The sequence below is a fragment of the Propionicimonas sp. genome (genome assembly GCF_049840635.1).
Classification (GTDB): Bacteria; Actinomycetota; Actinomycetes; order Propionibacteriales; family Propionibacteriaceae; genus Propionicimonas.
Map to the genome: position 1 here is coordinate 716474 of NZ_JASGKL010000004.1, position 12530 is coordinate 729003.

Annotated in this window: 10 protein-coding genes; all 10 read right to left on the reverse strand. The window is 72.9% G+C overall.

The window, feature by feature from the left end:
• Window positions 1-1281 carry a vWA domain-containing protein gene (locus QM779_RS03530; RefSeq protein ID WP_428531683.1) on the reverse strand — a complete coding sequence of 427 codons (1281 nt, stop codon included), beginning with the start codon at window positions 1279-1281 and terminating at the stop codon, window positions 1-3.
• Window positions 1274-2482 carry a PP2C family serine/threonine-protein phosphatase gene (locus QM779_RS03535; RefSeq protein WP_428531686.1) on the reverse strand — a complete coding sequence of 403 codons (1209 nt, stop codon included), beginning with the start codon at window positions 2480-2482 and terminating at the stop codon, window positions 1274-1276. The genes QM779_RS03530 and QM779_RS03535 overlap by 8 nt, the downstream gene beginning before the upstream one ends.
• Entirely contained in the window at window positions 2479-4779 is a 2301-nt protein-coding gene (locus QM779_RS03540) for a tetratricopeptide repeat protein (protein WP_428531689.1), read from the reverse strand. Before QM779_RS03540 ends, QM779_RS03535 begins: the two co-directional genes overlap by 4 nt.
• Window positions 4776-5897 carry a hypothetical protein gene (locus tag QM779_RS03545; protein WP_428531692.1) on the reverse strand — a complete coding sequence of 374 codons (1122 nt, stop codon included), beginning with the start codon at window positions 5895-5897 and terminating at the stop codon, window positions 4776-4778. The genes QM779_RS03540 and QM779_RS03545 overlap by 4 nt, the downstream gene beginning before the upstream one ends.
• Window positions 5894-7117 (reverse strand): hypothetical protein, encoded by a 1224-nt coding sequence (locus QM779_RS03550; RefSeq protein ID WP_428531695.1) that lies wholly within the window; start codon window positions 7115-7117, stop codon window positions 5894-5896. Before QM779_RS03550 ends, QM779_RS03545 begins: the two co-directional genes overlap by 4 nt.
• Window positions 7114-8796, reverse strand: coding sequence for an AAA family ATPase (locus tag QM779_RS03555; protein WP_428531698.1), 1683 nt, complete (start codon window positions 8794-8796; stop codon window positions 7114-7116). Before QM779_RS03555 ends, QM779_RS03550 begins: the two co-directional genes overlap by 4 nt.
• Window positions 8793-9062, reverse strand: coding sequence for a hypothetical protein (locus tag QM779_RS03560; RefSeq protein WP_428531701.1), 270 nt, complete (start codon window positions 9060-9062; stop codon window positions 8793-8795). The genes QM779_RS03555 and QM779_RS03560 overlap by 4 nt, the downstream gene beginning before the upstream one ends.
• A 335-nt stretch (window positions 9063-9397) precedes the next feature.
• The gene (locus QM779_RS03565) at window positions 9398-10630 is read right to left on the reverse strand and encodes a toxic anion resistance protein (protein ID WP_428531704.1); all 1233 of its coding nucleotides are present in this window, start codon (window positions 10628-10630) and stop codon (window positions 9398-9400) included.
• Between the two features lie 129 nt (window positions 10631-10759).
• The gene (locus tag QM779_RS03570; RefSeq protein WP_428531707.1) at window positions 10760-11938 is read right to left on the reverse strand and encodes an MFS transporter; all 1179 of its coding nucleotides are present in this window, start codon (window positions 11936-11938) and stop codon (window positions 10760-10762) included.
• A gap of 47 nt (window positions 11939-11985) precedes the next feature.
• Window positions 11986-12456 (reverse strand): MarR family winged helix-turn-helix transcriptional regulator, encoded by a 471-nt coding sequence (locus QM779_RS03575; RefSeq protein ID WP_428531710.1) that lies wholly within the window; start codon window positions 12454-12456, stop codon window positions 11986-11988.
• Window positions 12457-12530 lie beyond the last annotated feature (74 nt).

Here is a 12530-nt window from a genome sequence, read left to right on the forward strand (position 1 = left end):
TCAGCCCCTGATCCTCGTCGTCTTGGTGGACGCCGTGTCCAGGGCCATCTCGTCGACCTTGTCCACGGCCTTCCTCAACCTCACGGTACCCGTCCGGGCGTCCGCGATGTCGACGACCTTCCGCAGTTTGGCCGTGGCCTCCGCATTCCCGCTCTCGGTCGCGAGCTGGACCGCCCGGCCGAGCTTGGTCGTCGCGGTCGCCTCGTCCCCGACGGCCTTCGCGGCCAGGCCCTCCTGGATCACCTGGGCGAGCTCGGCCTGCCCGGTGTAGTGCGCGACCTCGGGGTTGATCTGCGCGGTCAGGTTCGTGTCGGAGGACCACTTGGCCTTGACCAGTCCCTGCGTGAGCAGGTCGGGGCCGACGGCCAGCTGCACGCGGGCGGCGAGCTGCTCCTGCCCGACCGACTTCGCGGCGAGGCGGACCGCGACGTGGTAGTCGCGCTCCTCGTCGGCCCACGCGCCGGTCGGGTAGCTCATCGTGAGCTGGTTGACCGGGGTGCCACGGTGGGTGAGGTCCTCGACGGTGGGGGAGACCTGCCGGATGAACAGCACCTGCGCGCCCTGCGGGATCCACACCCGCAACTCGGCGTTCGCGACACCGCGGGCCATCGACTTGCGCATCAGCTCGGCGAACACCTGGCCCATCTGGGCGGGGTCGCCGATGATGTCGACGGTGCCGAGCATCGCCTGGGCGATCTTGCGGATCTCCGCGACCTTCCAGTCGACGCCGACGCCGCGCGCGTCCACCTGGAAGTCGCCCGCGCAGTTCGCGATCGCCTGGTCGAGCTGGGTCGGGGTCTCGTTGTGGTTCTCGCCGTCGGTGAGCAGGATCACGTGCTTCTGGGCGAGGTTGCCGATGGACGCGAACAGCGCCTTGCACAGGTTCAGCCACGTCCCCATCGCCGTGCCGCCCTCGGCGCGGAAGAAGCTGATCGAGCGCCGCGCCTCCGCCCGCGTCCGGGCGTCCATCCGGACCATGCCCGCGCCGGTCTGCACCATCGGGTAGGCGAGGTAGGCCTTGTGGTTGCCGGCGACGACGGCGAAGTACGTGCCGTCCAGGATGTTGTCCAGGGCGATCATCGCCGCCTGCTTGGCCGCGTTCATGTTGGCGACGCCCATCGACCCGGAGGTGTCGACGACGATGATCTCGCCCGCGTCGCCGCTGCCGGTGCGTCCGGCCGACCCGGCCCCCGTGCACGTGATCGTGACGATCGCGTTGACGTCGGTGCCGCCGTCGGGCAGGAACTCGTTCTGGTAGACGGCGGAGGTGAACTCAGCCATGGTCGGGATGCACTCCGTTCTCGGGGTTGGTGGCCTCGCCGACCAGACTAGCCGGGTCGTCCGACGGGTCCGGGGCCTGCGGCGAGGGCGTGGGGACGCGGGCGAGGGCGACGGTGATGTTGTCGTGGCCGCCGCACGATGTTGCCCAGTCGACCAGCCGCTGCGCGACCTTCCCCGGCTCGTCGCCGGGGGTGGTCGCCGCGTCCAGCTGGGCGGCGAGTTCGTCGGCGGAGGAGGCGTAGTTCCACAACCCGTCCGAACACACGACCAGCCAGCCCGGCTCAGGCACCTGCAGCGTGCCGGTGCGGGGGACGATGTCGAGCGAGTCGCGGCCCAGCCACTTCGTGATCGCGTGCGCGCGGGGCAGCGCCTCGGCCTCCTCCCGCGGCATCCCCTCCGCGATGAACGCCTGGGCCATCGAGTCGTCCAGGCTCAGCAGCAGGTGCTGCTGCGCGCCGAGGAGGTAGACCCGGGAGTCGCCGAGGTTGGCGTAGTGGATGCGGTCGCCGACGACCACGGCCGCGGCGAACGTCGCGGACGCGGCGTTGGTGCTGTCGGCGGCCGTGGTGGCGACCACCGCGTCGTTGGCGCGGGCGACGGCGGCGACCAGCGCGGCGGCCACCCCCGCGTCGTCGTCCCCGGCCAGGTCGGCGGTGCCCGTGACGAGTTCGTCCCTCGCGGTCCGGGCCGCGGCCATCGCCGCCACGTCGGAGTCGACCGAGGTGGAGACGCCGTCGCAGACCACGAGGACCGCGCGGTCCCCGTCCGCCCACAGGGCCATCGCGTCCTCGTTGCGGTGGTGCTGGACGCCGCGGTCGCAGACCCCGGCCACCCAGGCGGCGGGTGCCTCGCTGAAGTGGTCGCGGGGGCTGGGCGCCTTCGCGCCGCAGGTCTGGCAGTAGCCGTCCGCGCCGACGTTCCCGCCGCAGGAAGGGCAGGTGGTGAGCTGGCTCGCCCGTACGCCCAGCCGCCGGGTCTGGCCGGACGGCGCGTCCGCCGGCTGCGTGGGAGGGGCGGGCGCAACGGTGGGGATCAGCGGGTTCCCACACGCCTCGCAGTACCAGGCGGCCGGGTCGATCGGACGCCCGCACTGGGGGCAGGTGGGGGCCACCGGCGCGACGGCGGAAGGGGCCGGGTCGGGCGCCGGCTGCTCCGGTTGCCCGGGCGGCGGGGGCATCGTGGGCCAGGTCGGTTCGCTCACAACAGGCTCCAGGGACGCAGGGAGTTGGCCAGGTCGACGTAGCCGGCGCGGATCCCCGGGTTCTCGGTGAGGCGGGCCAGTTCCCGGTAGCCGGCGACGAGGTCGTCGCGGACCATCGCCGCGGTGGTGGGCCGCCCGCCGAGGGTGATCCCGCCGGCCGCGGCGAGGTCCAGGGCCTTGCGCAGCAGCAGGACGCGATACTCGGCGTCGACCCTCGGCTCCAGCCGGGCCTGCCCGAGCGCCCGGAACGCCTCGTCCAGCCCGGACGCGTCGCCGGCGAGCGTGACGAGGTCGCGCACTTTCAGCCGCTGCGACTCCGGGTAGCCGCGCGACGTGCTGGGGACGAGTTCGAGGGCGGCCAGCGACCCGGGCAGGTCGTTGCGAGCGGCCCGGACCCGCGCGAGGCCGAACGCCGCGGGGGTCACGTACGCCGCGTCCGTGCTCGCGCAGACCCGGTACAGGTTCTCGGCGATGTCCAGCTCGCCGCCGAGCTCGCAGGCCAGGGCGAGGGCGAGCTTGGGCGCGAGTTCGCCGGGCACCTGGCCGTAGACGGCGTTGAACGAGCTCTGCGCCGTGGTGAAGTCGTGGGCCTGGAGCGCGGCGATCCCGGCCAGCCAGACCGCGCGCCACTCCCAGGGGTCGGCGGTGAGGAGCTGGCGGACGCAGTCGTCGACCAGCCGCGGGTTCTGCGCGTCCAGCGCCGCCTCGCCCCGGGCCAGCAGCACGTCCGCCGACAGCGCGGGCGGTGACTCCAGGGCCGCGAGCCGCTCGATCGGGTCCTCGGTGCTGATCCGGGCGAGCCACGCCGCCTGCGGGTCGGTCGGGTCGGGGCGCAGCCGCGGTAGCTGCCGCTGCCCGGTGCGCTCGCTGGCCACCGTGGGCGCCTCGAAGAGCACGGACGCGGCCGAGATCGTGCCGACGCCGGGTGTGGCCGCTGCGACCACCTCACGCAGCACGCCGAGCATCTGCAGCCGCAGTTCCTCGGTCGAGGTGAACCGGTCGTTCGGGTCGGGGGCACAGCACTTGAGCAGCAGCCGGTAGAGCGAGTCGTGGGCGGCGAAGGCCGGCATCTCCTCCGCGGGAGGGATCCGGGTCTCGTACTCGGTCTGGTAGCCGGGCACCTCGGCGCTGAGCACCATCAGCGTCCGCCCGACCGTGAAGATGTCGGACGCGATCGACGGGCCGAGCGTGGCGACCTCGGGCGCCTGGAAGCCCACCGTGCCGTAGATCGCCGAGTCCTCGTCCCCGATGTGGCGGACGCCACCGAGGTCGATCAGCTTGAGCGCGTCGCCGACCTGGATCACGTTGTCGGGCTTGAAGTCGCAGTACAGCAGCCCGATCGAGTGCAGGTAGCCCAGCGCGGGCAGGATCTCGATCAGGAAGGCCAGCGACATCTCGGCAGGCAACGGGTCGGACTCGCCGTTGTTGGTGGTCATCCGCTGCTTGAGCAGTTGCTTCAGCGAGCGGCCGCCGACGTACTCCATCACGATGTAGCCGGCGTCGTCGTGGGTGACGAAGTTGTAGATCTCCACGATCTGGGGGTGCTCGACGCGGGCGAGGAAGCGCTGCTCGCCGATCGCGGCGGCGACCGCGTCCGCGTCCCCGGCGTTGAGCAGGCCCTTCAGCACCACCCAGCGGCCGGACACGTTGCGGTCCTTCGCGAGGTAGATCCAGCCCATCCCGCCGTGGGCGAGGGCGCCGACGACCTCGTACTGGCCGGCCACGACGTCGCCAGCCTTCAGCTTGACGGTGAACGAGTACGGGGCGCCGCAGCTGGGACAGAAGCCCTCGGACCGGGACGCGACGTTCTCCGCACCCTGCCCGACCTTGGCGCCGCAGCGCGGGCAGACCCGGGCGTCCAGCGGCACCTCGGGGTTCGCCAGGACCGCCTTCGCCGGGTCGATCTCCGGGGCGGGCGGCACCCGGGTCAGCCCTGCGCCGATCCGTCCGGTGGTCAGCCGCTCGCTGCTGGTCTGCCGCTGCGGACGGCCGCCGAAGGACGTGGCCCTCGCCGAACCGAGCGCCGTCGAGCCGAGGTGGATGGAGGTGCGGGTGGCCGTCGAGGCCGGGCTGGGGGACGCCGCCGGTGCGGCGACCACATCGGGGGAGCCGCACACGTCGCAGTAGCCGTCGACGATGTGGCCGGGGCACCCCGGCTGCCGGCACGGCCCGCTGGAGCGGGTGGACGGCCGGTTGCCGGGCGTGGCGCGCCCGACCGGCATCACACCGGGCATGCCGCACACGTCGCAGTAGCCGTCGACGATCGTGCCGGTGCAGCCCGGCTGGCGGCACTTCATCGCTTGCCCAGGTAGTCGAGCCGGGCCTGGTAGGCGCCGACGAGCTGCTGGATGACCGGGATCACCGCGGGGGTGGCGGCGAGGCTGTCGGTGGCCAGTGCGGCGATGCCGGCCAGGCCGGGATCGCCGGTGGCACCGAGCGCTGCCGCCTTCGCCTGCAGGGCGCCCAGCAACGCGGCGGCGCCGTCACGGTCTCCGGTGGCACGGGTGAGCGCCGCCTGCGCCTCGCCCAGCTGGGCGTCCAGCCTGCTCAGTCCGTCGACGTAGCCGACCAGTGCCGTGCGGGTGTTGGGCAGCGGACCGAGTCCGGCCACGCTGGGCACGACGACCTGGGGCGCGGGCCATACGGCGGCGGCGACCTGTGCGGCGAGCGCGCGGACGGCCTGCTCCCTGGCGGAGGCCTGCGCGAGCTGTTCCCTGGCGCGGACGAGCAGGTCGCGGCCCTCGCGCCGCTGCGCGGAGCCGACGATCAGGTCGCGCTCGAACCGGGCCGCCTCCACCTCCAGGCTGGAGAGCAGCCCGCCGATGTCGCCGCCGCGGGCGCGCTTGTCGACGAGTTCGTCGGTGCGCGCGGCGAGCCCGGCGAGCCGGGCGGTGCCCGCAGGGGCCAGCGCCGGGGGCTCCAGCTTCAGCTGGTCGCGGATCCGCTCGAGCTGGGCCCGCAGGTCCCGCAGCCGGACCTGCTGCTGCTCGGCGCCGGGATCGGTGTCCAGACGGGTGCGCAACTGGCCGACGAGGGCGTCGCAGAGCCGCCCGGCCTCGGGCAGCGACACCGACATCGACTGCAGCTGGGCGACCTGGCTGCCCGCGGTGTCGAGGCGCCCCCAGATCAGTGCGGAGACCCGCTCCAGCTCCTCGCGTCCGACGCGGCCGGAGTCCCAGGCGGCCAGCAGCAGGTTCTGCCGGGTCTTGGCGGCCTGCCACAGGGCCAGCGCGAGGGTCAGGTCGGGCGTGAGTTCCTGCTGGCGCCCGGTGGTGACGATCTGCTCGTCGAGGGCGTCGAGTTCGGAGCGCCGCTCCCGCAGCCACGCGTCCAGCCGGCCGAGGTAGTCCAGCACCTGCGCGGGCTGGGCGGCGACGCCGAGCTGGCCGGGGGCGGTCGGGGACGTGGTGCTCATGCGTACTCCCGGAGTCGGCGGGCGATCCCGAGGACGCCGGCGACGGCTCCGGCGAGCGCGAGGAGGATCGTGGCGACCAGGTGGAACACGAGTTCGGAGCGGGCCGCGGCCGGCTCGTCGGCCGCGGCCTGCACCGCGGCGCCGGAGGTGGTGTCGGCCGTCTCCCGGAAGTCGTCGGCGGCCGCGAGGAACGCCTTGCTGTCATCGGACAGGAGGGCGGAGGTCGCGGTTTTCGGATCACCCTTGGCGAGGGCATCCGTGATCGCCGTCCGCTGCTTGTCGAAGCGGGACAGCGTGCCCAGGTCCTCGCCCTCTCCTGCGGCGGTGGCCGCCTTGTAGGCAGCCGTGTAGCCCGCCTGGGCGTCCGCGTCCCAGCTCTGGTCGAGGACGGCCGTGGTCACCACGCGCTGGGCGGTGTCGACCTGGCGCACCGCGGTGGTGGCGTTCACCACGTGGGTGAACTCGGTGTCCCTGCTCGCCACGGAGGCCGCGACCGCCGTGCTCTGGGCGGCGACACCGGTGACCAGCAGGAGCAGCAGTGCCGCGACGGCGCCGGCCAGGCCCGGGTTGACCGCGCGGTGGCTGAGCCTTGCGACCAGCCAGCTCGCCCACCCCGCGACACCGAGCATCACCACGATCACGATGACGGCCCAGGGAGAGGTCTGGCTCCACGGTCGGGACGACGCCTCGGTGGCGAGTTCGCCCTGCAGGTTGTCGATCGAGGCGAGCAGGTCGTCCAGCTGGCTCGAGGAGGCCGTGAGGCCGGTCCGCGCGGCGGCGTCGGAGGTGCCTGCGACGGCGGCCAGGGAGGCCGAGTAGCGCAGCACCTTCTCGCCGAGGTCGGCGAGCGCGGTCGCGTCCTGGGGACGGTCGGTGGCGGCCTGCACGATCAGGCCGTTCGCCGTGGCGACCTGGGTGGCCGCTGCGGTCGCGTGGGTGCCGGACGCGGATTCTCCGAGCAGCACGCTGCGGACAGCGAGGTCGTTCGCGGCGCTGAGGGCGTGCTGCACCTGGCCGAGCCGCGCGTACTGCTGGGCGAGGTTCGGCACGGACGCGAGGTCGTCGCGGAGGTCGGAGATCACCCACGCGCCGACCGCGCCGGCGAGGAGGACGACCAGCGCCACGAGGGCCTGCAGCTGGCGGAGCAGCTGGGGCGACCGGCTGGGTGCAGGGACGGGGAACTCACTGACGGGTGTCGGCGCGAGGGGAGTCTGGGTCACGACGGCTCCGCGGGCCGGGCGTCGCCGGGCGACACGTCGGAGGGCCCCTCGCCTCCGGGGCGGGCGGGGAACTCGACGGCGGGGATCGGCGCGGCGGACGCGGGCGGGGTGAGCGGCGCGCCCGGCTCCGGTTCGGGGGCGGCGCCGTCATCGACGAGGTCCTCGGGGAGGAGCGTCCTGAGCTGCTCGATGGTGGGTTCGGTGACCTCGCGCAGCCGCCACGCGTGGCGTCCGATCGCCGCCTCCAGGAGGTTGCGGGCGAACCGACCGTTGCCGAAGGTCTCGTCGCGGCGCTGCCGCGAGAGCTGGCTGGTGAACTCGTCGATGACGCCCTCGCCGAGGTCGTAGTCGGAGGTCTCGGCCATCTGGGTGAAGATGCGGCGCAGCTCGTCGTCGGTGTAGTCGTCGAAGGTGATCGTGGTGCGGAACCGGCTGGCGAGGCCCGGGTTGTTTGAGATGAACTCGTCCATCGGGGCGGGATAGCCGGCCACGATCACGACCAGGTCGTCGCGGTGGTCCTCCATCTCCTTCACGAGGGTGTTGATCGCCTCCTCGCCGTACTGGTCGCCGTTGAGGGAGTACGCCTCGTCGATGAACAGGACGCCGCCGTAGGCCTTGCCGGCGACCTCCGCGGTCTTGATTGCGGTCTGGCCGAGGTAGCCGGCGACCAGTTCGGAGCGGTCGACCTCGACGAGCTGGCCCTTGCTGAGCAGCCCGATGGCCTTGTAGATGCCGGCGACGAGGCGGGCGACCGTCGTCTTGCCGGTGCCGGGGTTGCCGACGAAGACGAGGTGCCGGGTGATGGTCGGGCTCTTCAGGCCGGCCTTCGTCCGCAGCGCGTCGACGCGCAGGATCGCGGTCTGGCGGCGAATCTCCGCCTTCACCGTGGCCAGCCCGACCAGGGCGTCCAGCTCGGCCAGCCACTCCTCGACGGTCTTCTCCGGCTCGGCCGGCTTCGCATCGGGCGCGGGGGTGGCCTCCGCGATCGCGGGCTGGGCGGGCGCAGTGGCGGACGGCGTGGCGGCAGGGTCATGGCCGTCCACGGCAGTCGTGGCCGGCCCAGGTGACAGCGTCGGCGTGGGGAACGGGGTGCCGCCGAGACCGGGGAACGCGCCCCCGACGGCCGGGTCCAGCCGGCTGACGTCCAGCAGCTGCTGCTGGCTGGACTGCAGCCGGGCCAGCACGTCGGTGAGGATCGCGGGCGCCTGCCGGACGAACTCGCGCTGGGCCGCGTCGTCGGCGCCCGTGGGCGTAGCGGCGGGCCCGGTGGTGATCGGACGGTGGGCCATCGCGCCCGGCAGCTGGGCGGCCGCGGCGAGGCTGGCCGCGCCGAGGGCGGAGGGGCCGGGCTCGCCGAGGACGGCGGCGGCGTGGCAGACGTCGGCCAGGGCCTGCGCGTAGCCGCCGGCTGCGGGCGTGGCGGACGCCGCGGCCTGGCTGGCCAGGGGCGTGGGCGCGCCGCGGTAGCGACGGCCGCGGACGGCCGCGTCCATGAAGGCCTGGGCGGACGCGGGCACGCCGACCTCACGGCACCAGTCGACGAACGCGCCCCGGTTGGACTCCGCGACGGCCGCGGACAGCACGAGGCCCTCCTCCGCGGCGGCGTCGGGGTCGAGGCCCGCGGCCGACGCGGCGGCGGTGAGCGCGGCGAGCGCTGAGGACAGGGTCGGGGTCGTCATGCGGTGGCTCCGCTCGCGGTGCCGGCGGGAGGGGTGTCGTCCCCGTTCCCGCTCGGCTGCGCGGGCACCGATCCGGGCGCGCTGGGCACGGCCAGGTTCAGCTCGGGGGCGTGGGCGTGGCCGAACCGCTCCTGCAGGAAGCGTCCCTGGGTGACGAGGGCTGCGGCGTCCGTCGTGTTGGCCGCGTCGAAGATCGCGTCCATCGTGGCCGAGAGCAGGTCGAGCTGGTCGATCAGGAGCAGCAGGGAGGTCTTGCCACCGTCCACCGGCCGGGAGTCGGCCCAGTCCCGCGGCAGCCGCAGGTAGGCGCCGATCGCCTCCGGAAGGTAGTCGGTGGCGGTCGCGACGACCGAATAGGAGTCGTAGCTGCCCAGCCCGAGCAGGTCGAGCCGGGGAGCGTCCGGCGCACCGTGGTCGTGATCGCGAGCGCGCGCGCCCGCACCACCCCGGGCACGGCCGGGTCGGCGACGAGCCGCTCCACCCCGTCCAGCGACGCGTTGATGTCCGCGGCCGTCGGAGCGGTCGCGATCTCATCGGGCGAGGTCGGCGCCGGAGCCTCCTCGCGTCCGAGCACCCGGTCCCAGAAGCCCATCTGCGCCGGCTAGCGGTCGATGGACAGCGCGGGCAGGGTGGAGGCCCGCGTGTCCTGTTGTGCGACGCGTTCGAGGTAGGCCTTGGACTTCGCGACCTCGGTCTCCAGCGTCCCGATCGTGGCCGACATGGTGTCGAGGGCCTTCAGCTTGAACTGGTCGATCGAGTCCATCGTCGCGTAGATGTTCGAGAACGCCGCCTGCAGCTGCTCCAGTCCGATCGTCGAGGACGCCGCCTGCTCCTGGATCTGCGCGGAGTTCTCCTTCAGCATCTCCGAGGTGCGCTGGATCATCTCCGAGGTGGTCGTGTTCAGGGCGGTGATCTGGTCAAGCACGAGCTTCTGGTTGCCCAGCGCCTGCGCGACGATGACGGCCGTCCGCAGCGCCGACACGGTCGTGGTGGACGCGCGGTCGACGCCCTTGATCAGCTCGACGTTGTTCTTGATGATGATGTCGATCGCGAGGTAGCTCTGGATCGAGACCGCCAGTTGGGTGAGCAGGTCCTGGTGCTTCTGGCGGACGTAGAACAGCACGTCCTGGTTGAGCGACTTCGCCTTGGTCTGGTCGGTGAGCTCCAGCTGGGCGATCTGGGCCGACAGCTTCGCGTCCAGCCGTTCGGCGATGTACACGTACTGGTTGAGCCGCCCCATCACCGTCCACAGGTTCTGCTTCTCCATGTTCAGGGCGACGTTGTCCTTGGTCAGCTCGTCCTGGCCCGACCTCAGGGCGTGCAGGATGCCGTTGAGGTGGTCCTGCGAGCTCTGGTACTTGCGGAAGTAGTCGGCGACGGGGCGGGCGAACCCGATCTTCGAGAAGAAGCCCTTGCTGCCCTTCGCCTGCGCGGGATCCAGGTCCTCGACCGTGCGGCGCAACTCAAGCAGGGTCTTGCCGACCTTGGACGTGTCGGCGAGGCCGCCGGACTCGATCGCGCGCACCGGGGTCTGGAGCAGCCGGTTGGACGTCTCGGCCGCCTTGCGGATGTCCGCGTCCCCCATGCTGCGCACGGCGTCGGCCTGGGCGGCGAAGGTGGGCGAATTCTCCTCCGAGGAGTTCAGCGCGGTGATGAACTCCTCGACCTTCGCGTCGAGGACGGGGACCTGGGCTGCCTCGACCTGCGGAGCCATCGCCGGGGCCTGGGTGGCGGTGATCGTCGCCGGCGGCGCGGGCGGGGTGAGGTTCAGCATCTCGGGCGGCGCCAACTGGACGGCCTGGCCCTGGCTGGACGGCTGCGCGGGTGTGGTCATCGACCGGCCTCTCGGTTCGTGGACGTTCGGCCCCCAATCTAGCGGCCCGCACCCACAGCCGGGCGGCCCGCCGGGGCTCGCCCGAACGCATTCGGGGGAGCCTGGGGGACAACCCCGACGCGGGCTCGCTCAGGCGTCGCCGACGGCCAGGGCCTGGGCCTCGAACTCGGGGTCGGTGGGCAGGTCCTCGTCCACCACCTTCAGCAGCGACCGGGCGGTGAGCAGGACCAGGACGCCGGCCAGCACTGCCCCCGAGCCGACCCAGAACGGCAGGTGCACCGACACCTCGCCGAGTGTCCCCGCCAGCCACGGCGCGACCGCGCCGCCGCCGAAGCGGACGAAGCTGTACGCGGCCGACGCCACGCTGCGCTCGACGGGAGCGACCTTCATCACGATCTCGGTGATCAGGGTGTTGTTCACGCCGATGAACGCCCCGGCGAGGACCACTCCGGCGACCAGCACCTCCTTGTGGTCGGTCCAGACCGCCATCGCCAGCAGGACGATGCTGAAGCCCAGCAGCGCGCCGACCACGCTCGGGACCGTGCCGAAACGGCGCTGGACGCGGGGTGCGACGAAGACGGAGAACAGCGCCAGCAGGACGCCCCAGCCGAAGAAGACCAGGCCGATCTGCTGGGCCCCCATCCCCAGCGGGAACGGGGTGTAGGCCAGCAGCGTGAAGAAGCCGAAGTTGTACAGCAGCGCGGTGATGCCGACCGTCAGCAGGCCGCGGTGGCCGAGCGCGCGCAGCGGTTCGGACAGCCGGGAGCGGTGCCCGGTGGGTGGGGTCGGCGGCAGGGTGAGGGCGGTGGCGACGAACGCGATCGCCATCAGGACGGCCACGCCGTAGAACGGCAGGCGCCAGCCGATGCTGCCCAGCCAGCCGCCGAGCAGCGGGCCCAGCGCGATCCCGACGCCGAGGGCGGCCTCGTAGAGGATGATCGCCTGCGCGACGGATCCCGCCGCGGCATTCACGATGGTCGCCAGCGCTGTCGCGATGAACAGGGCGTTGCCCAGTCCCCACAGGGCCCGGAACCCGACGATGCCGGCGATGCTGTTCTGGCTGCCGGCCAGTGCGGCGCCGGCGATGATCAGCACGAGCCCGGCGAGCAGCGTCCGCTTGGCCCCGATCCGGGTGCTCAGCCAGCCGGTGCCCAGCATGGCGACCCCCATCACCGCCATGTAGCTGGTGAACAGTAGGGAGACCTCGGCAGGGCCGGCCCCCAGTTCCTCGGCGATCGGCTTCAGGATCGGGTCGACCAGGCCGATCCCCATGAAGGAGATCACACAGGCGAACGCGATGGACCACACGGTGCGTGGTTGGCGCAACATAGTTGTTCTTCGTTCCTCTCGGGGTGTCACTGCGGAGTGGGTGCTGCGGGGGCGGCGCCCGGGTGGGACGCGACGTCGAGCAGCTCGCCGATGACCAGGACCGCGTCGGTGACCCTGGCCAGGGCGGACGGGTCGACCTCCACCAGGCGCTCCAGCACGGGGGCGAGGACGGCGCCACGGGCGCGGCGCGCCTCAGCCAGCGCTGCGGAGCCGGCCTCGGTGAGCGAGACCCGGCAGGCCCTGGCGTCGCCCGGGTCGCCGTCGCGCCGGACCCAGCCGGCCGCCTCCAGCCGGTTCACCTGCGCGGTAGCGGTGGGCTGGCTGCTGTGGTCGGCGAGGGCGAGCACGCTGACCCGGGTCGGACCCAGTTCGTCCAGCAGGGCGAGGAGCCTGGCCTGGGCCGCGGGGACCGTGAAGGTGGTGTGCCTCGTCGTCCAGCGGTTGAGTCGGGCCACGGCACGCAGCAGGTCGGTGCCGAGGTCGGTGGTGGTGGTCACCCTGGGAAGATAGATAGATAAGCTATAGAAGTCCAGCTCGCCGGGCGTTCGGCGGCGGCGCCGACGCTCAGCGG

Coding starts and splice junctions, on each gene's coding strand:
- QM779_RS03530 (WP_428531683.1), bottom strand. CDS start 1,281: ATGGCTGAGTTCACCTCCGCCGTCTACCAGAACGAGTTCCTGCCCGAC.
- QM779_RS03540 (WP_428531689.1), bottom strand. CDS start 4,779: ATGAAGTGCCGCCAGCCGGGCTGCACCGGCACGATCGTCGACGGCTAC.
- QM779_RS03545 (WP_428531692.1), bottom strand. CDS start 5,897: ATGAGCACCACGTCCCCGACCGCCCCCGGCCAGCTCGGCGTCGCCGCC.
- QM779_RS03555 (WP_428531698.1), bottom strand. CDS start 8,796: ATGACGACCCCGACCCTGTCCTCAGCGCTCGCCGCGCTCACCGCCGCC.
- QM779_RS03565 (WP_428531704.1), bottom strand. CDS start 10,630: ATGACCACACCCGCGCAGCCGTCCAGCCAGGGCCAGGCCGTCCAGTTG.